Below are 21,868 nucleotides of genomic sequence, written 5' to 3'. Positions count from 1 at the left end.
CTTTCGAGGCTAGGAAAAAAGAAATGTAAATATTTTAGTTATCAGTTGAAATTTAGCTAATTTTGTAAAACACAATGCACGGGGTGCCATTTATGGCTGAGAACATACCCGATACCTGATTTGGATAATGCCAACGTAGGGATGCCGGCTTAGATGTCTATTTTCTGCTTAATTTCTGTTGGCCTTTCCAAAGAAATAAGTTTGTTTAAAACAATGATATGAAAATAGAGAAGTCACAGAAAGGCCTAATTCCTCAAAGTCAGCAAAATTGGCAAAACCGGCCGGAATGGTTTTTTAATCGCGAACATACTGACACCTATGAACAGTGGTATGAGGGGCGTTATAAGCGTGCTGAGATCTGGCAGAAAAGAGTCATGGAAGACCTTGTCTCTGGAGATCCTAGAGTTGAAACGCTTCTCGAATTTGGTTGTGGAACCACCAGATTTACCCGTTGGTGGCAGGAGATAGGTATTGAAGCTACCGGAGGTGATATTTCTCCGCTGATGCTTTCCCAGGCTATACATCTTTTTGATGGTGATCTAGTCATGGCCGATTCACACTTTATGCCATTTAAGGATGACACTTTCGACTCCCTAGCCTTTATCACTACTTTTGAATATTATAAAGACCCTGTAAAAGTAATACGGGAAGCCGCCAGGGTCGGTAGATATGGAATTGCTATGGGAATGATGAACCGGAATTCCCCTAAAGTAGTGCGCAGAAGGGTACAGGAGATTTTCGGGAAAAATCCGTTTTATCTAACTGCAACCTTTTATACTCCTGAAAAACTAATAGCAATCATTCATGAAGCGCTGAAAGGAAGAAATTACACGATTAGATGGAAATGCACGGGGCTTCCGAAATGGTTTCCGGTGCAACAATGGAATGTCCCGGTTGGTGATTTCTTCGGATTGTATATCCAGTTTAATGATGTTGACTGATGAGTGAATCGCTAGGAAAAATTGACCGTAATTTAATTGATAACTTTGTAGGGAATAAATCCGGCTATAGACGGCCTGAAGTATGTGTTGGTCCAGCCTTCGGAATAGATGTGTCTTTAATTGACCTTCCCGGAGAAATGGCCATGGCAATGACCAGTGACCCTTTATCTCTGATTCCAGGACTGGGTCTGAAAGAATCGGCCTGGCTTTCAGTACAGTTAATGGCTAATGATATGGCGACCACTGGCTTTGCTCCCATGTACGGCCAATTTGTACTGAATCTTCCTGCCCATTTCTCCAAAAAAGACTTCAAAACATACTGGGACCATATTCACACATTTTGTGAGGAAATAGGTACTGCTATTACTGGTGGGCATACAGGTTTCATCGAAGGCCAAAATTCAACCATTGCCGGTGGAGGAACCTTTACAACCATTGCTCCTAAAGACAGGATCAGAATCTCAAAATACGCAAATCAGGGAGACGCTATTCTGGTCACAAAATCCTGTGCAATCTCATCGGCAGCTATTCTGGCGATGAGCTTTCCTCAGACAGTAAAAGATAAGGCAGGTATGGAAATTTACCATCAGACCTGTGAGAGTTTTTATAATACAAGCTCTTTAAAAGAAGCTCTCACAGTCATGGACAAAAATTCGACTGATATTACCGCTATGCATGATGTTACTGAAGGTGGAGTACTTGGTGCCATTTATGAGATGGCCGTGGCCTCTAACAATGGGGCAAGAGTGGTAAACGAAAAACTTCCTATAGGTGTTCCTCAGAAGGAAGTTTGTGAAATTTTCTCTCTGGACCCAAGATTTTGTATTGGAGCCGGGTCAATGATCATTTCCTGCAAGGCCGGAAGTGAAAACAAAATCATTGATAATTTAGGGAAAGAGAATATCCCCTGTTCAAAAGTAGGTGAGTTTACAGAATTAGACCACGGCATAAACCTAGTCAGCAATGGTGAGATCTCAGAAATGAAATATCATGAGACAGACCCTTATTGGTCAGCATTTTTTAAAGCCTTGAATTCAGGATGGAAATAACAGATCGTTTGCGAAGAAGAGGAATCTACCTGGTTGTGGATCCTTCTATGGAAGAAAAAATTCTTTTAAAAAGGCTCCAACAGGCATTGCAGGAGAAAATTTTGGCTGTACAGATCTGGGATAATTTCAATACTGAAAAGGAAGTTCTAATGCTGGCAAATAAAATCTGTGAGCTCTCTCATGCCAGTGAAGTGCCGGTGTTTATAAATAATCGCTGGGAATTACTTGCTGATGCCCCCCTTGACGGAGTTCATTTTGATGAAATTCCTCAGGATATAAATAGGATTAGGGGAATGTTGAGAAAGGAATTCTTATGTGGTTTAACCTGTAATAACGATTTAAAATGTTTGGATTGGGCAGAAAAGCACCAGTTCGACTATATTTCCTTTTGCTCCATTTTTCCTTCAACGACCAGCAATAGTTGTGAACTGGTGGATTTCGAAACAATTAGAGAAGCAAAAGAAAGGAGTTCTTTACCAATATTCCTTGCAGGAGGGATAAATCCGGAGAATATGGAAAAATTAAACGACCTCAAGTATGAGGGAATAGCTGTGGTTTCAGGAATAATGAATGCTGATAACCCTGGTGAAGCCGTACAGAATTATATGAAAAAATTAAACCTTTAGACAATGAGATTAAAAACCATAGAAAAACTTTGCTGCCCTTTTGATAAAAACGATGTGCAGTTAACCACTATCACTCAAGATATAGGAGAGAACATCTTGGAGGGATTTCTCACCTGTGAAAAATGTAAGAGGATTTATCCTATTGTGAAGGGAATACCAATTATGAATCCAGACGAATACAGAGAACATGAATTGGAAAAACCCCTTCTGGAACATTGGGAAAAGCATCTAAAAGGAAAGTCTGTCGAGAACTTTAAATTGAAAGAATAAGGCAGTCCTTATATTTTCCAAAAGAGATAGGAATGGCAAATTCTGATATATAGGGTCAATCTCGAATTTAAGAGATTAGTCTTTTTCCTGCAGTGCTTCTTCCCAGATCTCCATAATTTGATAATAATTTTCTACTGCTTCCTGACCATTTGGGTAGTCCACCAGCAGCACGTCATTAAAAATCTCCGGTACCCATTCTTTTAAGCCGGGATTAAAAACATACTCTTTCCGGGCATTGAATTCGATTTTCACCTGATTTGTTTTAGGTTCAACCCCAAAATATTCATTAACAGAAATTGACTTAACTTTTGAAAGTTCCACGGCATTCCCGTTGAGATTAATAATTCTGGACATAGTTCAAAATTTTGATTTACAAACTTCTCTAAAATATTCATAGATCATCACCATCGCAAGGGTATCCAACTCACAGTAGCGAAGAAGGGCTTCATTTATAGCTTCTCTTTCACCATCGGATAAATCCGAGAACTGAAGCTTCTGATAGGCAAAAAGGGCTGCTCCCCCATCGGCGATCTCGGGTATACTGTTGGCGATCTGCTCCAGCTTTTCACTATCCCAATGGTCAAACACAGGAGGCAATGCTTTATACGGGCTAATCACTTCTCCGTCTTCCAACCTGAGGAAAATATGATCGGGGTCAAAGTTTCTGCTGCTTACTTCAATTTCTGCCAGGGGTTTTTGATACTTTTTCTGCAAAAAAGTACTGGAATGTAAAACAGCTGGTAAAATATCTTTTATGGAATTCGAGCCACCTGTCTCCGGATCATAATAATATTTGACTACTGTTTGTTGAAGGTCAATCATGTCGCGTTCCCCGCACCACTTCTCTGCATTTTTCCTTGTAGAATGGCTAATACTTTCAATGAAGTCCAAGAGTTCTTCCCTGTCTGGTTCCTGAGAACCACGAAGCTGATTATAGATCACATTTACAATAGTGTTCTCATGATTGTGATACCTAAAAATACTTCCATCATTACTTCCGAGAGACTGTTTCAAGGCGCGGATAAATTCGAAATTTGGATAGTTCCCAGGATCTGTATTCAGGTATTCGTTAAAATGCTCTACCCTGCCATCCTGATGAACTATATGATGGCTAAACTGGAATGCGAGTTGCTCATATGGCCGCATACCTCTAAAAAAAGGAAGCGCCACGGCGGTGGTTTCAAAATCGATAAAATTTAAGGGAAACTTCCAGCTATCCAGTTCTGCTTTCAGGTTCTCCAGATCAAAATAGGGTGTATTATCATTTTGAATCGTTTTCTCAACCTGTAGCCATTGTCGCTCAGTCCTGCTTAGTTTTCCGGCTTCCGGTTTTACCGCAAAATCTCCTTCTGAAATTTCCTTCATGAAAAATTTCCCTTCTTCCAAAAGCTTTTTTGCCGGATTGTTCCACACATCATAAATCTTAGGTTCATCGATTTCTGTTTCCGGAAGCTGCAACTGCCCTGCCCAGCATTCGTGGAAACCGCTTTTCTTTTCCGAGGTTTGGTTTGCTTCAAACTCACATCCCTTGCAATGGGCGCCTATCCCCATAAATATCTTGTTGTCCTGTCGATAATTATCCCGGAATAGGTTTATCATTTCTTCAAAGCTCAAGCGCTCATCCAATGGGTTATGTTTAAGGATCAGGTTTACTTCAGCATCAATATTTATCTCACAGAGAATGGAATCTCCCAGGTCTTCCCGGGTAAGACCAGGTTTCTTTTCAATACCTGTCCTGAGGTTAGAATCGGCTATGACTTTAAAACTCTGGTGAAGCCCATCTATAGAGGCAACCGCATCCTTAATGACCAGCTTCAGGAAACTGGAAATCTCCCATTGAGGATAACAAGCCTGTAACACAAATTTCTGAAAAGCCACATCATACAGGTAATGATCAATTCCTCCTTGTAATTTATTTGCTTTTGAATTGAGATAAGAATCATGCTGCTCTGCTGAAACAGATTTTGCCTTCACCTCCAGCAAACGCAGCTTATTCCCTTTTTTAACCAGAATATCCACCCTTATAAAAAGTCCGTCAATCAGAAAGGCCGGTTCAAAAATAGTTACTTCTTCACGGGCCAAGAGCTTTCGGGTTTCATCCGCCAGCTTCTGATAATCATAATCATCTCCCAGAAGTGCTATTCCGCCGGGATGCTCCATCCGCGCCAGTTCTTCTACCTGGAATCCTCCCTTGGCCAGTTGCTCTAGAAAACTATTGGTATCAGCAGCGTTTTCGTACTGAGGTTTCCCGGTGTAGTAGAGTTTAGTTGGACAGTCCAGGGCAAGTTTAAATCGAGATTTAGTAAGATAGCGGGGAGATTTCAAATGATCTGCGGTTTTGGTCAATAAAAATACGATTTAATATAATAGGTGTCTGGGAATCCCTTAAGCTTTATATATGAAATGATTATTTGTTAAACTCCCCGGTTAGCCCTGGTTTTGAATTTTTGAATTTTGTTCCGGACAGAACCTAATTCTCCTAGTCTTATCAGTCCAAGCAATAATTGTATCCTGGGTCTATGGTTTGTGATAATATCTGCCACTTTCGCCACGGCAATATCTCTTTCCATTATACATTCTTCATAGGTTTTCCCTCCTGGTTTATGTAAAACCTGAGCAAACCGCCAGGCCCCATCTCGAGCCAATTGCATACTAAAATCTGTCATCAGATTATCCAGCTGACCGCTGTGCTTTAGTATATAGCGCAACGGAGGCCAGATAGTGGCCAAGTTATGCTGGACCTCATCCACAAGATTCGCCAGGATCCTGTTAATTCTGTAAAAATCATCACCTAATTCCTCAATACTTCTTCCCTCAGAAATTTTCGCAGCAGCGATTCCCAGGTCAAGGTTTATATGAGCATTCATTCCTATTAATAAATGCTGAAAAGTAATAGGCCAGAAATTAGAAGCGAGCTCAAAGGCTCGCTGCCAGGATTTTGTTACCGGTAAGTTTTCTTTATAATTATAATAAGCATCGATATACCTTTCCGCAAAAACCACATCGAGTTTTTCCATTCGCTTAGGGTCATCGAAATAACCCGTTTCCAATCCCTCTTTTACCTTCCAGGTTACCCGATGGTATAATACAGCGAAGTACCCCAGGACACTATTCTCTTTTTCTGTCTCTTCAATGATTTGGTTTAGGCTTTCTAATACCTGTTCGATATTCTGCATAAAAAAACCGGTTCGTTTAATTCCCAAAAATAGGATTAATCTGAATTTAGAACGTCAGCCATATTTTCACGGCTGTCCTTATCAAAGATTCCAGTGACTGCCAGATCCATATTAGTGGCCTGGAATTCCTTAAGGGCTCTTTCGGTCATAGGGCCAAATTTACCATCCGAGGTTCCGCAATCGAAATCTAGGATCTTCAAGGCATCCTGAAGGTTTACGACATCCTCACCGGTATCTCCTCTCTTGAGTATTTTCTTGCTAAAACTTATTTTAGCTATGGGCACTAATCTTCTGAATCCAAGTAACTGATCGGTTGGGTAAGCAGTTACAGAGACCTGGTTGCCCTGGTTGCCACCAAGACAATAAATACGAGACCCGTTTTTGGAAAAACCCATAAAAACACCTACATGCCCTTTCCAGGATTCCAGGCTTTCCCTCCAGAATACCACAATATCTCCTGGTTCAGGATGATTGATAGCTACTCCGTGCAATAACCACGACCTTGCAGCCAGGCTATTACTACGTTTCATTCCAGCTTGGTGAGCAACCCAATTGATAAATAAACTACACCAGGCAGTTTCATCCGAAGTATACCCCTTAAACCCACAATCTTTGGCATAACTTAATATCTTCTCATTGGATTTAGCCCCTGAGATTTCCTTTACTCCTATTTCAGCGCTAGCGATAGCTAATAAATTTTTCATAATTGATTGGTTATAAATTTTTGGTTATTTATTCTAATTAGAAGAAGGGGATTTTTTGCTATTCCTATCGGATCCGAAAATATGTTCGTGAACCACGGTCTTCCCTCCCCTTACAAAACGATGGACCTGATATTCAAAAAAGGGCTGTAAGGAACCAAACCGTTTAGCCTCTTTTTGAGATCAATTAAATTCAGAGTGTACATGACGAAAAGTAATTCCTGACTAAACTATTTCAAAAAAATACTTACAGAAAGGGGAAAATGCCCCTTTTTTTCTTCTGGAATTTAAAAGTAAATTGGTAAAAAAAGAGAAGATGGCCAATAGGTTTATAGAAAATCCCCAGGTCCAGGATTTAAAATTACAGGCACAGGAAATAAAAAAATCAGGAAAATTCTTTTCAGATGTGGTCGATGACCAGGGTAATCAGTATGTTGACCTTGTACAAGAAGGTGGCGGAGTTTTGGGCATAGCCCTTGTTGGTTACACCTATATCCTTGAAAATGCAGGAATTCGATTTTACAGCCTTGCAGGCACCTCAGCAGGTTCAATCAATACCATCTTAATGGCGGGAATAGGAAAACCCGGCGAACCGACCGCTGAGAAAATAATAGAGATTATCGGGGAAAAGAACTTTTTTGATTTTGTTGACGGGCCATCTGGAATTAAAAGACTCATACAGAAAAAAATAGAAAATGGAGGAAGTATCTTCTGGAATGTTGTATGGAACGCCTCTAAGATCTTTAAGCTTTTAAAATATAAATTAGGTATTAATCCTGGAGATCATTTTGAGAAATGGCTTACACAATATTTGGAGAAATACGGCATTCATAATTTTGCTGACCTGGACCACCGACGGACCCAAATACCAAAACTCACCAATTTACGGAATTCCAATTATGAATTTAAAAAGCCAGGCTTAGCCATTATAACCTCTGAAATTTCTACTCATAGTAAAGTAGAATTTCCGAAAATGAGGGAGCTCTACTGGGCAGAGACAGAGAACCTTCAACCCGCAAAATTTGTTCGAGCTTCCATGTCAATACCTTTCTTTTTCTATCCCTTTACGGTAAAGAATATTCCTAATGCCGGAAAAAGTGAGGACGGTAATTGGGAGAAACATGTAAGCTACAGCGGTCCTGTTCCCCAAAAAGTCAGGTTTGTCGACGGAGGGATGTTATCCAACTTCCCCATTAATACTTTCCACATTCCAAATGGGAAACCTTCACGCCCCACCTTTGGGGTCAGGTTAAGTACCTATAGAGAGTCATATTCAATAACAGACAATACCTTTGGGTATTGCGGTGCAATGATAAGCACCATGCGGCAAATACATGATTACGATTTCATACTAAAAAATCCTGACTACGAAAAATTAATCTGCCGTATCGATGCGGACGAAGAATATAACTGGCTCAACTTCGGAATGTCTGATCAGAGGCAATTAGATCTATTTATCCTGGGAGCCCAAAAAGCTCTTGAATTTTTGAAATCATTTGATTGGGAGGCTTATAAGGAAATTAGAGCGAAGCCCTGATTTTAATTGAGGAGACTTAGGGTTTTTGCAGTGCCTCATAAACTACTGCATTTAAGGTTTTCTTTACCTTGCATAGCCTATTTCGGTTACTATTTCGTATAAGAAAAAGGGTTTGACTTTATAAAGCCAAACCCCGCATTGAAAACCTAACCGCTTTACCGGATCAATAATTATTGTTTTTCGAATTTAATATAATCTAACCTTAGATTATTTCCTTCTCCTTTTTCTCCATTCCATTTAACAGTCAAAGTCTGGATTCCAGCTTCAATATTAACCCTTCCTAGTGCAATGGATTCAGGAATATTATCTTCACTGTTTGTTCCAAAGTCGATATCGCTCAATTCATTGTTATTTAGTTTCAAACTAAATTCTCCTCCCTGTTTGGATTTAACGATACCCGCTCTAAGGATATAATTCCCGTCTTCTGGCCATTCGAAACTGGTTGTTAAGATATTCTCTTTATCAGGATGGGCATTCCAAACGAGAATTTTATGCCCGCTCACTTCTTTGAATAGATCTTCATGAGTCCAAATATCGGAACCCCAACCACCAGTATTTTCTTGAATTTTCAAATTTTCTCCTTCTACTACATTGTCTTCTCTATAAACATCAAAAGGCGTTTCGTAACCATACCGCTCTTCCACTGGAACCGAGGTTAAAGGGTCTTTTCCTCCTGGCTCAAGATACCAATATACCACAGTAGCATACTGCGTTGGCCAATGATTAGGAAAATACTTTTCCAAATAACCTTCAAAAGATTTCTGAAAAGGAATATTATCAATAATATGCCAACGATTCATGGGTTGATATCCCATATTGTCATTATCCTGAGTCTGACTATGAAAAGCATGTTCAAATACGGAGGGAATACACCAGGCATAACCAAAATAGTCTTCAGTACCGGTACCAAATGTTGAAGGAAATTCTTCTCCATCGATAAAGAATTTTTCGTCACCTTCTCCCCACCAATGTTGACCAGGGCCTCCAAGGCTACAACTTCCTCCTTTGGGACTCCAAACATTTAAATGCGTGCCTACGAATCTTCCTCTTCCTTCGGTTTCTAAAAGTGTCCAATCAGGCCAACGCTCTTCATCTAAGGGCTCCAGATCACGGTGCCATTTGGCATGAAACCTCCCCATATCTTTGACTTCTTCTAAAGGCTCGTAAGCAATCTCCATTTCAATTTCCAGGTCTTTCTCATACTCATTATGAATCAGAATCTCAGCACCATCGGAATAAGGCATATACCAATAACTATACATCCAATTTTTCGTCATCCCCATAGGAAGCGTCCTGTATTCATTCCAACCGGGTGAGGTTCCAAAAAAGTCTCCCAGAGGTGACCAAACGGCGGCTTCCTCTTCTCCATCCCACTTTATTTTCAGAACTACTTTTCGTAATATTTCCTCCATTCTGGCACTATCTTTAACCTTAACTCTTGCTTTCAAAGAGGAAATAGCCCCGGCATCATTGAGTTTATAGACCTGCTTCTCTTCCTTTGAAGAAACCTTTTTACTTATTTTATCCGTCGGATTTTCTGAGCCATAAGGAGATTCACCCATTTTATCGGCAAAGAAAGTATTAACCTTATCCAGAGCAGCCAAATTGTTGGCATTGAGTTTGGGCTCAAAAGCCTCTACTTCAGTACCCTCTGGAAAACTGATGTAATTAAAATGATAATATTGACCCCATCCTGGTTCTGCTACGATCTTCAGCGATTTTTGATAGGTAATGGGCACATAGTTATTAAATCCCCTGGCATTAGTCTCATAAACTAGTTCTGGAAAATCAAAGGCGGGAATACTGGGTTTAAAATAATCGATGAATGGTAGATCCACAATGGGTTCTTCCTGACCATCAACAAATATTTTTACTTTCCCTTCCCTTGGGCTCGCAGACCAGATACGCACAATTGCACCAGGTCCCTCCATCTCGGCTAAAACTTCATTATCACCTTCTTTGCGTATATATTGTGGTCGTAATCCATCGTTATTGGCTTCCCAATCAACATATTCTCCAGTTACTGAATCAATTTTACTTTTCCGATCATAACTGGACCACATGGCACTTTCTTCTCCCGGTTCAGGAAGCTCTGCTAATGTTTTCAGGTCTAGTAATTTATTTACCAGGTCGGGATAGCTAATACTCTTGTTCTCTTTTCCACAGGAAACCGTAAGAAAAAGTAAAAATAAAATGCCAATTTGTTTCATAATTATTATCTGTTATTATTTTTTACCCGGTTAAGAGTTTAGAGTCTGACCAAGGTAATTCACGTATTTTTAAATTTAGTGTATTTTAAATTGCTAATTTAATCGATTAAAATCAATAGCAAAAATATTAATATTCCCTTTTACCAGTAGATATTGCCTTCCTTATAACTTATTGACCCTTATATTTACATCCTGGATTTCAGGTAGGTTATTTTCAGGTTTATTCAAGTAAAAATATGCCGTAGCAGAGACATCATCCTTCCGATAAAAATTTGTCCATCCATCCGGGAATTCGGCCTGATTGATCTTGGGAGGTGTATCCATTTCCAAAAGTTTGGTAAAATGGGGTGAATGATCAACTGTTACCGGAACTAATTCGGCTCCTTTAGCCAACAGTTCTCTAACTTTTTCTTTAGGAGCTCCACCAATCTGTTGAATGTCCACTTTAATATCATTATAAAAATACACAGGGTCTGTAATATGATAGCGATAAAAAGCAAATGCTCCTTCTTCTTTATCTGCAATTAAGGACCCCTGGTATAAATGGTCAAAAGTGCCCTGTCCCCAAGCCGTACCAATATAATCTTCAGTTCCTGATCCAACTAAAGTTGGAAATTTTGAATCTTTATCTAAATAAATTTTCACTTCTCCTTCTCCCCACCATGTTTCTTCATATTTTGGATTTGTCAGCACTCCTATATTAGTTCCTAGAAATCGCCCCTTACCCGCTACTCTGGGAAGGATCTCAAAATCATCGCTTAATACTGTTTCTAATTCCCTATTCCAGTAAGCATGAAAATAGAGTACATCTTCTTCCTTATGATCCACCTTAACAAGGTTTACCTCATAAAAGAGCGCATTGAGATCTTTTTCCGATTCATTTACGATACTTATTCTGGCTCCTTCTTTAAAAGGCATAGGAATAAAACAATTAAAAGATCGTCCTTCGGGATCGGTAAAAAACGTGCTTTCGAAGGCCACACGCCTCCCGAGGCCAACACCAAAAAAATCCCCAAGCGGAACAGAGACAGCAGGTTTTTCTCGGCCATCCCAATACATTTCAATTTTTAAGGACCTTAGCATTTCCGGACTGCGGTCATTCACGGTAAGCCAGATCCTATTGATCACCCCACTCCCCGTGATATTAACGAGATCCACACCTTCTCCAGCCGGAATTCGATCAAAAGCATGGCCTTTTGCACCTTGATTTTCCTTAGCACCAGCTCCCTTTAGACCGTCCTGGTTTTCAAAGCTTGTCCATCTTGTAAACACCTTTTCCTCTGGCATTTCATATAATTCTTGCGAAATCATTGGAAAGCAACCAACAATTACCAAGACCAGAAAAAGACGCAATGATCTGCTTTTTAATTTCAAACTCATAAGAAAATTTTTCATTAAATAATCTTTAAACTTTATTTAAAACTCGGGTGATCAATCGTTTAAAAGCTTTGGTTATGGCCTGGTTTGTTCGGATTGTCTTAACTCACGTAGTTCCTGCTCCATTTTTTTAACAATTTCAGGATATTCCCGAAAAACATTTTTAGCTTGTGAAGGATCTTCACTTAAGTTATAAAGCTGACCAGGAGGGGCGTTTTCAATGATCTTTCCATCTTCGATATCACTGTTCTTTTGACCGGTAAATGGAAAAGCAGCAGGACCTCCAAAAGTATGTGCTCCTACTTTTTTAGCGTTAAAACCACCCCCTCCCTGCGCGTTAATATATACCCAGTCTCCTTTTCTTAAAGCCACATTCTGTAGGTTTGATGAAGCAATAACCAAATGATCCCTGATTGGTTTGGATGGATCACTGGTAAGAGCAGGTAAAATATTATAACTATCTATTCCTTCTCCCTCTTGTAATTTCCTGTTGGTAAGGGAAGCAAGAGTAGCAAGAAAATCAACATTTGATGATAATTCATTGGAAACGCTACCCGCAGGTACTTTACCAGGCCAGCGAATAATGAAAGGAACGCGATGGCCCCCTTCCCAGGAATCAAATTTAAAACCAAGAAGATCAGCATTCTGTCGATGCCCCGCACTATAGGCGTCTTGCCCTCCCTGGTTGAGCATACCTCCATTATCACTGGTAAATATTAATATGGTATTCTCTGCCAGCCCCTCTTCATCCAGAGTTTGCATTATTTCTCCTACCATCCAATCAAGTTCATGCATAAAGTCACCATATCGCCCCGCTTCGCTCGTTCCAATAAATCGTGGGGCCGGTGTGAATGGATGATGTATATTGGTGGTTGCGAAATAAAGAAAGAACGGTTTCTCTTTATGATTCCTGATAAAATCCTGGGCTTTATTTTTTAAATGTGTTCCAACCCTACGGTCATCGTATAGATCGTGGGCAGCTCTTCCCCCACCTATGGCGTCCATATCCATTTTTTCCGGAAACCAGCGAGTTTCCGCATGTTTGTCGTAGACCATAGGATCCTCGGAAGTTAACCCAACAACCTTATGGTTCTCCACATACACAAAAGGGGGATGACTATTAAGCACGGGGACACCGTAATAATAATCAAATCCCAGTTCCAGTGGTCCTGGTTTTAAATCTTTATTCCAGTCTATTGGCGTTTCCTTGCCAAAGCCTAAATGCCATTTCCCTACTATCCCTGTCGCATACCCAGCTTCCTTCATAATATCGGCTACCGTCACTTTAGAGGTATCCACCTTTAAAGGAGTTTTTAAGAAAATTGGATTAGAAAAGTTGATTCGGTCAGGATATTCTCCGGTAAGTAAGGCATAACGAGATGGTGAACACACCGCTGATGCAGAATGAAAATCGGTAAACCTCCGGCCTTCATTAGCAAGTTCATCAATTTTTGGGGTCCTTACTTTCGTAGCACCATAAACCCCTATATCTCCATAGCCCACGTCATCTGCATTAATAATAATTACATTGGGTTTTTGTCCTTGCTTGGAATTTTGAGCGTATAAACCATTTCCTGCCATGATTAGCGCTATGCAAGAGAGAAGGTACGTTAGCCTCGCTGTAGCCTGTATAAATCCTAGTTTAATTGATCTATTTGGTTTCATAATTTAATTCCATTCTATAGTTTATATCCGTAAAGAATTTTAAGGATTAGATCCCCTCTTCCCTAGAATATTTAGGGGCGCGTGCGCTCCAAATTTTTTATTTCCTCCAGTTCCCTTTTCAATTGCTTTACAACATCTGGATATTCTCGAAAAACATTTTTCTCTTGTGAGGGATCCACTTTAAGATTATATAATTGAGCTGGAGGTGCATCTTTTTTGATTTTTCCCTTTTCTATATCACTGTTCTTTTGATCAGCGAATAAAAGTGCTGAAGGGCCTCCAAAACCACTTCTACCTCCTTCTTTTCTAGGTCCAAAGCCTCCACCTCCTTGCCCATTGATATATACCCAGTCCCCTTTACGATAAGCAAAATTGTGAGGTGTGGCAGAACTCATTAAAAGATGATCTCTAATAGGCTTTTCAGGAGAATCAATGAGAGCAGGTAAGAGATTAAAACTATCATTTCCTTCCCCTTTTCGAAGTTTCCTTTTTGTCAGAGCAGCAAGAGTAGCAAAGATATCAACATTTGAGGCTAATTCATTGGAAATGCTTCCAGCAGGGATTTTCCCCGGCCAACGAACTATAAAGGGAACTCGGTGTCCCCCTTCCCAGGCATCAAATTTAAATCCCAGAAGATCAGCATTTAACTTGTGACCAGCTCTATAAGCATCTTGTCCCCCGTAGTTAAGCATACCACCATTATCACTGGTAAAAATAAGAATAGTATTATCCGCAAGTCCCTCCTGATCCAGAGTTTTCATTATTTCCCCAACGATCCAGTCAAGCTCATGCATAAAATCTCCATAACGTCCAGCATCACTTGTACCAATAAATCGGGAAGCCGGGGTAAAAGGATGATGAATATTAGTGGTAGCAAAATAAAGGAAGAATGCTTCGTCCTTTTTTTCTTCTATAAATTCTACCGCTTTATTTTTTAGGTTGGTACCTACACTTCGATCATCATATAAATTATGGGCTTTCCTTCCTCCACCAATCGCGTCCATATCCCATTTTTCAGGAAACCAGCGGGTTTCTGCATTTTCATCATAAACCATAGGATCATCGGAAGTTAGGCCTAGTACTTTATAATTTTCAACATAGACGAAAGGGGGGTGGCTGTTAAGCACAGGTACTCCATAATAATAATCAAAACCTAATTCAAGCGGACCAGGTTTAAGTTCCCTGTTCCAATTTACAGGTCTTTCATTCCCAAAACCTAGATGCCATTTCCCAATAACCGCCGTGGCATAGCCTGCCTCTTTCATAATATCTGCCACGGTAACTTTTTCAGTATCTATAGTTAAAGGGTTTTTCAGAAAGATTGCTTTAAAAAAATCTTTTCGTGCAGGATACTCTCCTGTAAGAAGCGCATAACGTGAAGGTGAACATACTGCCGAAGCGGAATGAAAATCGTTAAACCTGCGCCCTTGATGTGCAAGTTGATCTATATTCGGTGTTTTTACTTTAGAAGCTCCATATACACCAACATCTCCGTAACCTACATCATCGGCATTAATCACAATTACATTCGGTGGAGTTTGTTCGTGATTTTGTGCTTTGAGGTCACCGGATAAAGCAATTACGCAAAGCACAGCCAGAAAGATTTTCATACTATTTAAATTTCTGGCTAGCTTATTATTGTTGCGTAATTTTTCCAAACCTATTGAAATAAAGTTAAAACACACTTTTTATTACTCCTAATTATACCCTGGATTTTGGATTAAATTCGGGTTTTCAGTCATATGACTTCTTTGGATTGGCATGTAATAATGGTGTTCCATAAACTTTCGTACTCTATCACCCTGAGCATTTTGAATTAAATAACCGTAAGTGTCACGAGATCTAATATAATAGGTTGTTAATTTATGAAAAACACCACTTAGTTTAATATGAGCAGTACGCCATCTCCTCACATCCCAAAAACGAATACCTTCAAAAGCCAATTCAATTTTTCTTTCATTTCTTATTTTTTCTGTACTGATTTCGGTATGTTCAGGCATTCCTGCTCTTTCCCTAATTATATTAATAGCTTGCAGAGCTTCATCCGGTTTATCGAGCTCAAAGGCGGCCTCTCCAAGATTCAAATAGATCTCCCCTAATCGGAAAATTATGAAATCAGTATCAGTATAACCTCCAAGGGGTATGTCTCTTTCGGTCTGCAAATATTTTTTTACAAAAAAACCGGTTTGAGTGGCACCTGCATAAGGATTATTATTAACATCCTTTCCTCTACCAGAAAGAGAATTATCTCTAGGATCAGAATTAATATCTGAATTAATAGAGAAATAATGGGTTTCGATCCTATCATCTATCCATGGTGCCTCATTATACAAAATAGAGGCATGAAAACGAGGGTCTTTATCTTTATATAATTCCAAAGTTGATATTTCCTGGTCATAATTTATAGAAGAACCAGGTGAACCATCAATAAATTCATAGGAATCTACCATTTCTAAGGTAGGGTTAATAACACTAGCAACAAAAGGTTTGTAAGATAATGGTTGATTGTAGTAGTCATAGTCATTCCCATAATCCTCCCCTACATACTTTTTCACGAAGATTCTCTCATTATGATTCTCTTCCATAAAGATGGACTGATAGTTACGTACTTTGTTGTCAGGATATTTATTAAACAAGCTATATCTTCCGCTTTCAATAATTTTTTTTGAGGCATTATATGACTCTTGGAAAAACCGGGAAGCTTCTGAACTTGGGACGCCTAATATTCCATCTAACTGCATGGATCCATTTTTAGCAATACTGGCTGCATATAACATGGATCTACTTTTGAGGGCCAGGGCAGCGTATTTGTTAGCTCGAGCAAAATTTTGTCCCTCATTATTTTCAGGTAAAATCTCAATAATATCATTAAGTTCTCCTAAAATAAATTCATAAACCTCCAACTCAGTATTTCTACTTACAAAAATCTCTGGATCATTAATTTCCTGAGGCTCTGTGATTAAAGGAACTCCTCCATAACGCATCGCTAAATTATAATAATGAAAAGCTCTTAAAAACCTTACTTCTGCCGAACGTTGTTCAATAAACTCCGGGGGTAAATTGCTATTATTAATTTTCTCAAGAAATTCATTATAACCCCTCATCACATTATAGGCCCAATATCCTAAATATGCTGATCTATTACCTATATTATCAGGATTTATAACTCCCAAGGTGTAGACATTAAGAAGATCGCTCCAGCCAAAGCAAGTTCTCGCTTCATCAGTAACTACCACATTTTTATACTGAAAATCTCCTAATGCATCATTAAAATTAGTGACACTATATAAATGTGTTAAGTACGCATCAGCAAGAGCCTCGTCGTTCCAGACCTGAGCATCAGAAATAATGCCTAAAGGAGCCTTTTCTAATGGGTCTTCACAAGAAAAAAGACTAAAGATGGAAATCGCAATAATGATTAATTTATGATTTTTCATAAGATGTTTTTTAAAATTTTACATTCGCACCAATACTCAGGGTCTTCTGATGTGGATAATTTCTACCAGCGGTGTTATCCGATTCCGGGTCTCGGTGCCTCACATTGGTGATAACTCCCAGGTTGTATCCCTGAACAAAAACTCTCATACTTTTAAAGCCAATTTTTTGTACTAAAGATTCAGAAAAAGTATAATTAAGCCGAAGATCTTTCAGCCGTAAATAATATGCATTTTCAACCATCCAAAAATCCGATCCATAGCCATTTGGATGAGTAGACTCATCCCCATATCTTATTCTAGGCAAAGGGCTCTGTGGATCCGGGTTTTCAGTGGTCCATGCATTTTTCCAAAATTCAAATGGCACAAAATTTACACCGAAAGGAGCCTTGAATTGATCACTATAGAAGACTGAAAAATTTGTGGCGCCTTGGAATAAGGCTGTTAGTCCAAAATTCTTATAGCCTAAATTGAGGTTTAACCCATAAAAAATTTCTGGTTGAACGCTTTTTCCTAATTGAACCTCATCTTTCCAGTTAATTACCCCATCATCATTCTGATCAATATATTTTATGTCCCCAGGCTTGATCACATTATTATTAGCGCCATTTGTTATATCTGCCCAGTTGTCAATTTCTTCCTGGGTGGAAAAAAGTCCATCAGTCTCGTAGCCCCATGATCTATTTGTCCACTGTCCACTTAATTGTCTGCGCCTTCTTTCCTCTTCGGTATCAAATTCAGGCTCTTCGAAATGTCTCCATTTTGTCCGTGCCCAGGAGAAGTTTGTACTCACATCATAAGTAAAATCACCAAAAGAGTTGGAGTGTCCAATAAGGAACTCAAAACCTCTGTCATCCTGACTATTAATATTTTCTTCAGGCAAATTAGCTCCAAAAGTACTTGGCACAGCTAATAATCTGGTGGCTAGAATCCCATTCTTTTGCCTGTAAAAAGCATCTGCTTCAAAGTAAAATTGGCTCTCGTTGAAATTCCCGTCTAATCCTATATTATAAGTAGTAGTTTCCGCCCACTGGGCTAAAGGATTCGCCAATCCTTTGGAAGCGATTCCTCTCTCAATGGTTTCATTTTGGCTAAATACGTAGGAGCGGCCCATTTGGTAACCTGTAAGATAGTTAAACCGTGCATTTCCCTGGTCCCCTGCCTGTCCATAACTCATTCTTAGTTTCAAATTTTCCAAGGAATTAAAATTATCCTTTATGAAGTTTTCTTCACTGAGTCGCCAGGCTAAGGAAACAGCCGGAAAATAGCCCCATCTGTTGTCCTTATGAAATCGAGGGGAACCATCGGCTCTGAAGATAAAATCTGCGAAATATTTATTACGGAAATTATAGCCTAAAGTACCTACATAAGCCATTCTTCCATCCTCCTGGGCACTTCCGTAATTATCTTTGTTTTCATCGCTACCTGCAAAAAGTTGATCGATTTCTTGGGTAAGAAATCCTTCACGGTAGGCATTGAAATAATCCTGCCTGGAGGAGAGAGCCTCTGCCAATGCCATGGCCGTAAAAGTATGGCCAGAGAAAGATTTTCTATAATTTAATTTTAGGTATCCATACGCTAACCAATTTTTCATATCCGACTGATTAAGGCTTACCATACCCTTATTAAATACCGTAGCCTCATGATAGGTATCTTCATCATAATTATAATTATAGTAAGTAAAGGGTGTTCTCCAATCTTTAATGAAGTTATCAATCGCTCGATAGTCCATTTTTAATTCGGCATTTAAACCATCTGTAAAATCCACCAAATCATAATTCATCGTTAAAGTTCCTCTAATAGACTGAAAATTATGATGACTATAACCAGAATAGTCCTTATCAGAGATTGGAAGAGGGTTTGCGAAATCAGCATCGTACCCTGGGTACGTAGGCTTTTCAGGATCCGGATAATACGCAGGTTGTGTTGGCTTAGCTGCTTGCACAGCAGTCATGATAACCCCAATACCCCTTCCTGGTAAATTTCTATATTCTTTTCTTCCACTTATATCAAAGCCGACCTCAAATTTATCAGAAATTTGGGCGTCTAAATTGGATCTGAAACTAAACCTTTCAAATTCTATATCTTCTGATCTCAACATACTTTGTTGATTGAGATAGCCTGCCGATAGAAAATACTTTACAGCTTCACTCCCACCTCTAACGTTCATATTGAAATCATTCATTGGTGCCCATTCTCTAAAAGTCTGGTCCCACCAATCCGTATTAGGAAAACGCGGATCATCTCCTCTTCGAAAATTGTCAATTGCCTCTGGAGAAAATGTAGGTTCTGCACCATTTGTTCGATCCGCTTCATTGGCTAATTGGGCATAAAGAGGTGCATCAGCTAATTCTACTATTTTAGTTGGAGCAGAAATACTGGATGAATAGCTAAAATTAAAAGTAGGCTTGCCCTGGACTCCTCTTTTGGTGGTTACTAAAACTACACCATTACCTGCTCTGGCACCATATACTGAAGCCGAAGCATCTTTTAAAACATTAATACTCTCTATTTCATTAGGGTCCAGATAACCTGGATCCTGTGGAACTCCATCAACCAAAATAAGGGGTGCTCCAAAGCCCCTAATATTTAGAAAAGCACCATCTGCACCTGGTTGCCCTCCACGATTCATCACTTTTAATCCTGGAACCCGACCAGCCAAAGCAGAAGTAATATTTCCTACAGGAACATCTTTAATTTTCTCTCCTTCCACCGTACTTACAGCGCTGGTAGTAGTAATTTTTCGTTGCGTTTCATATCCTACAACAACGACTTCTCCTAATTCTGACACATCCTCCATCAAAACTATTTCAATATTATCGGTTTGCTCATCAACAGTAACCTGTTGAGATTTGAAACCAATGGAGGAAAAAATCAAAATATCATTAACCTCGGCTTCAATTGAAAATTTTCCGTCCATATCCGTGGTAGACCCGGTATTCGTACCTTCAATATGAACCGTTACCCCGGGCAAAGGGATGCCATCCTCATCGGATACCTTTCCAGAAACGGTTTGCTGAATATCACTTCCTGAGACGGTAAAGATTACAGAAAAAAGTGCGAAACTAGTAATGATAACCGTTTTGTGATAACTTTTACTGAGCAAGCTTCTTATAAGCTGTTGCATTTTTAAATTTATTCGCATAAACTATTGTTTAAAATGTTAATAGAATCTATTTAAGTTTAGATTGGCATTAATTTTTCTGTTTAATTAATCGATTAACTTATAAAATAAACTGCTAGATTAAACGATTAACTTATTAGCGAAATTTTTTAGGATTTTTTTAAAAATAACACTTTCTTAACACCAAAGTTAATAATATATCTTTCTTATCCAAAGATTTAATCGATTAAATTTGGAATTCATTGGGAAGAATTTTTTAAACCCATTTTCATCAAAACTACGGTATAAGGATTCCAAGTAGACATCGTAAAATAAATTCTAGTATACCCTTGTCCTCCAGTTGCAAAATGTTCAAATTGATAGGGACCGTATTCTCCTCCCCATACGTTTTCCCTTCCCTGATCGTGAAGGTTATCGCAATTCTGTTCCTGCCAACTCACATGCATAAAATTACAATAGCCCTTATCTTCCCATGGGTGGAAAACTATTTGGGGTTCAGACCAGGATCCCCAGGGGGTATCCGCTGTCCGCAAATTAATTCCCCTTGGATTATTGCAATTATAAAGCATAACCCATTTATCAATAAATTTATTATAGGATACTGAAAATTCCCCTACACAAGGATTATCCATTCCAAAAACTGGAACGGCCGCCGCTTCCTCTTCAGCCCAGAGTGGATTACCGGTCTCGTCCATCCCCGCAAAATAACGAATAGCACTGGCATCCTCAATTTCAGCAGCAGGTTGATAGGCCATATAAACATGACTTTCTCGGTATTTGCCGGTACCAAAAATAATTAATCCGTCTTCCTCGCTTTCCGCAGGCAAAAGCTCCCAGTTTGATGTATTATCCTGAACAATAGAAATATTGATAAATTTCCTGGTGGAAAAATTATACAAGTATTCAAAAGTTTTCCCTCCATCATCTTTTGCCCTGGCTAAAACAGACCTTCCCATCACCTCCTGTGGAGTGTGGTCCGTAGTGTGATAGATATACATTTGATCATTAACCATCACACCTTCGGTAGGAACCTCGAATTCCTTTTGGCTGATTCCAGGTATATGTAATGAATGGTAAAGACCATCGTCATCTTCAATAAAGTCCAGAGACAATCCATCTTCGGGGTCAGAATCGTCGGTAAACGCCATCACATTAGGCAAACCTCCTTTGGAGCCCCAAGTATCTCCAAATAGTATAAAAGTTGTATCCCCATATTGAAATGGTACTCCCAGATCGGTAGCTCTTAAACCATATCGAGTAAATGTTTGATTCCGGGTATGCTCATTGTGTTGTCGGTCTATATCACCCACGATTTGCTCAATCTTTGTGGCGTGGTTGGTTATTTCCACATCAGCCATAACCACCTCTGGAATACTACCGGTGATTACTTCTTTTTTATTTTCATTTACCTTCTCAACAACATCATTATCCCTTGTGCAGGATGAAACAATAATAATCAGGAGAATGAAGCCTAATAGGAATCTTTCCGTCTTTTGAAGGTCAAATATGTTTACTTTATTCTCCACCTTTATATTCTTACTTCCTTTTTAGTAACTTTTCAGTAGCTTTAATTATAGCCTCGGCATTAAGTCCGTATTTGTCCATTAATTGCTCAGGGGTACCACTTTCCCCAAAAGTATCCTGGGTAGCTACAAATTCCTGCGGAACTGGATGGTTTTCTGCTAAGGTGCGGGCTACGCTTTCTCCAAGCCCTCCAAGGAAGTTGTGCTCTTCGGCGCTCACCACACATCCGGTTTT

17 protein-coding genes and 1 riboswitch are annotated in these 21,868 nt (G+C 39.3%); of the genes, 5 read left to right on the top strand and 12 right to left on the bottom strand.

All coding sequences use genetic code 11. From position 1 onward, the window contains the following. Positions 1-69 precede the first annotated feature (69 nt). A riboswitch (TPP riboswitch) is annotated at positions 70-159 on the top strand. 59 nt (positions 160-218) lie between these two features. From ACW6NC_RS13480 to ACW6NC_RS13465, 4 genes are read left to right on the top strand one after another with little or no spacing between them, the layout of a single operon-like run. Further along, on the top strand, positions 219-941 hold the full coding sequence (locus ACW6NC_RS13480; RefSeq protein WP_457866780.1) for a class I SAM-dependent methyltransferase: 723 nt from the start codon (positions 219-221) through the stop codon (positions 939-941). Continuing rightward, positions 941-1,990 carry an AIR synthase-related protein gene (locus tag ACW6NC_RS13475; protein ID WP_457866778.1) on the top strand — a complete coding sequence of 350 codons (1,050 nt, stop codon included), beginning with the start codon at positions 941-943 and terminating at the stop codon, positions 1,988-1,990. Before ACW6NC_RS13480 ends, ACW6NC_RS13475 begins: the two co-directional genes overlap by 1 nt. Continuing rightward, entirely contained in the window at positions 1,981-2,616 is a 636-nt protein-coding gene (locus ACW6NC_RS13470; protein WP_457866776.1) for a thiamine phosphate synthase, read from the top strand. Before ACW6NC_RS13475 ends, ACW6NC_RS13470 begins: the two co-directional genes overlap by 10 nt. A gap of 3 nt (positions 2,617-2,619) precedes the next feature. Then, positions 2,620-2,886, top strand: a complete 267-nt coding sequence (locus ACW6NC_RS13465) for a Trm112 family protein (RefSeq protein WP_457866774.1) — start codon at positions 2,620-2,622, stop codon at positions 2,884-2,886. 75 nt (positions 2,887-2,961) lie between these two features. Here ACW6NC_RS13465 and ACW6NC_RS13460 read toward each other — a convergent pair whose 3' ends face one another. The 4 genes from ACW6NC_RS13460 to ACW6NC_RS13445 form a co-directional block, all read right to left on the bottom strand. Further along, complete coding sequence (locus tag ACW6NC_RS13460) at positions 2,962-3,240, bottom strand: hypothetical protein (RefSeq protein WP_457866772.1); 279 nt, start codon at positions 3,238-3,240, stop codon at positions 2,962-2,964. A gap of 3 nt (positions 3,241-3,243) precedes the next feature. Continuing rightward, entirely contained in the window at positions 3,244-5,232 is a 1,989-nt protein-coding gene (locus ACW6NC_RS13455) for a DUF2779 domain-containing protein (protein ID WP_457866770.1), read from the bottom strand. 68 nt (positions 5,233-5,300) lie between these two features. Beyond that, on the bottom strand, positions 5,301-6,062 hold the full coding sequence (locus ACW6NC_RS13450) for a DUF5995 family protein (RefSeq protein WP_457866769.1): 762 nt from the start codon (positions 6,060-6,062) through the stop codon (positions 5,301-5,303). 35 nt (positions 6,063-6,097) lie between these two features. Beyond that, positions 6,098-6,766, bottom strand: coding sequence for a C40 family peptidase (locus tag ACW6NC_RS13445; protein ID WP_457866767.1), 669 nt, complete (start codon positions 6,764-6,766; stop codon positions 6,098-6,100). Positions 6,767-7,079: 313 nt separating this feature from the next. Here ACW6NC_RS13445 and ACW6NC_RS13440 point away from each other — a divergent pair, with 313 nt between their 5' ends. Continuing rightward, positions 7,080-8,300 (top strand): patatin-like phospholipase family protein, encoded by a 1,221-nt coding sequence (locus ACW6NC_RS13440; protein ID WP_457866766.1) that lies wholly within the window; start codon positions 7,080-7,082, stop codon positions 8,298-8,300. A 170-nt stretch (positions 8,301-8,470) separates the two neighbouring features. Here the strand turns inward: ACW6NC_RS13440 and ACW6NC_RS13435 are convergent, their stop codons facing one another. From ACW6NC_RS13435 to ACW6NC_RS13400, 8 genes are all read right to left on the bottom strand, one after another. Beyond that, complete coding sequence (locus ACW6NC_RS13435) at positions 8,471-10,510, bottom strand: glycoside hydrolase family 172 protein (RefSeq protein WP_457866764.1); 2,040 nt, start codon at positions 10,508-10,510, stop codon at positions 8,471-8,473. A gap of 162 nt (positions 10,511-10,672) precedes the next feature. After that, the gene (locus ACW6NC_RS13430) at positions 10,673-11,890 is read right to left on the bottom strand and encodes a glycoside hydrolase family 172 protein (protein WP_457866762.1); all 1,218 of its coding nucleotides are present in this window, start codon (positions 11,888-11,890) and stop codon (positions 10,673-10,675) included. 72 nt (positions 11,891-11,962) lie between these two features. Continuing rightward, positions 11,963-13,552 (bottom strand): sulfatase-like hydrolase/transferase, encoded by a 1,590-nt coding sequence (locus ACW6NC_RS13425; RefSeq protein WP_457866760.1) that lies wholly within the window; start codon positions 13,550-13,552, stop codon positions 11,963-11,965. Between the two features lie 71 nt (positions 13,553-13,623). Beyond that, positions 13,624-15,162: a sulfatase-like hydrolase/transferase gene (locus tag ACW6NC_RS13420; RefSeq protein WP_457866759.1), complete on the bottom strand. Its 1,539-nt coding sequence runs from the start codon at positions 15,160-15,162 to the stop codon at positions 13,624-13,626. 87 nt (positions 15,163-15,249) lie between these two features. Then, positions 15,250-16,989, bottom strand: a complete 1,740-nt coding sequence (locus ACW6NC_RS13415) for a RagB/SusD family nutrient uptake outer membrane protein (protein ID WP_457866757.1) — start codon at positions 16,987-16,989, stop codon at positions 15,250-15,252. A gap of 10 nt (positions 16,990-16,999) precedes the next feature. Beyond that, complete coding sequence (locus ACW6NC_RS13410; protein WP_457866755.1) at positions 17,000-20,131, bottom strand: SusC/RagA family TonB-linked outer membrane protein; 3,132 nt, start codon at positions 20,129-20,131, stop codon at positions 17,000-17,002. A 218-nt stretch (positions 20,132-20,349) separates the two neighbouring features. Then, positions 20,350-21,636 (bottom strand): DUF4185 domain-containing protein, encoded by a 1,287-nt coding sequence (locus tag ACW6NC_RS13405; protein WP_457866753.1) that lies wholly within the window; start codon positions 21,634-21,636, stop codon positions 20,350-20,352. 10 nt (positions 21,637-21,646) lie between these two features. Beyond that, positions 21,647-21,868: transketolase C-terminal domain-containing protein (locus tag ACW6NC_RS13400; RefSeq protein WP_457866751.1), on the bottom strand; the 222-nt coding region annotated here is incomplete at its 5' end.

Source organism: Salegentibacter profundi (genome assembly GCF_054121475.1).
This window is presented reverse-complemented; position numbering and strand designations above follow the sequence as displayed.

Coding starts and splice junctions, on each gene's coding strand:
- ACW6NC_RS13410 (WP_457866755.1), bottom strand. CDS start 20,131: ATGCGAATAAATTTAAAAATGCAACAGCTTATAAGAAGCTTGCTCAGT.
- ACW6NC_RS13415 (WP_457866757.1), bottom strand. CDS start 16,989: ATGAAAAATCATAAATTAATCATTATTGCGATTTCCATCTTTAGTCTT.
- ACW6NC_RS13450 (WP_457866769.1), bottom strand. CDS start 6,062: ATGCAGAATATCGAACAGGTATTAGAAAGCCTAAACCAAATCATTGAA.
- ACW6NC_RS13430 (WP_457866762.1), bottom strand. CDS start 11,890: ATGAGTTTGAAATTAAAAAGCAGATCATTGCGTCTTTTTCTGGTCTTG.
- ACW6NC_RS13480 (WP_457866780.1), top strand. CDS start 219: ATGAAAATAGAGAAGTCACAGAAAGGCCTAATTCCTCAAAGTCAGCAA.
- ACW6NC_RS13425 (WP_457866760.1), bottom strand. CDS start 13,552: ATGAAACCAAATAGATCAATTAAACTAGGATTTATACAGGCTACAGCG.
- ACW6NC_RS13465 (WP_457866774.1), top strand. CDS start 2,620: ATGAGATTAAAAACCATAGAAAAACTTTGCTGCCCTTTTGATAAAAAC.
- ACW6NC_RS13440 (WP_457866766.1), top strand. CDS start 7,080: ATGGCCAATAGGTTTATAGAAAATCCCCAGGTCCAGGATTTAAAATTA.
- ACW6NC_RS13470 (WP_457866776.1), top strand. CDS start 1,981: ATGGAAATAACAGATCGTTTGCGAAGAAGAGGAATCTACCTGGTTGTG.
- ACW6NC_RS13420 (WP_457866759.1), bottom strand. CDS start 15,162: ATGAAAATCTTTCTGGCTGTGCTTTGCGTAATTGCTTTATCCGGTGAC.
- ACW6NC_RS13445 (WP_457866767.1), bottom strand. CDS start 6,766: ATGAAAAATTTATTAGCTATCGCTAGCGCTGAAATAGGAGTAAAGGAA.
- ACW6NC_RS13435 (WP_457866764.1), bottom strand. CDS start 10,510: ATGAAACAAATTGGCATTTTATTTTTACTTTTTCTTACGGTTTCCTGT.
- ACW6NC_RS13475 (WP_457866778.1), top strand. CDS start 941: ATGAGTGAATCGCTAGGAAAAATTGACCGTAATTTAATTGATAACTTT.
- ACW6NC_RS13460 (WP_457866772.1), bottom strand. CDS start 3,240: ATGTCCAGAATTATTAATCTCAACGGGAATGCCGTGGAACTTTCAAAA.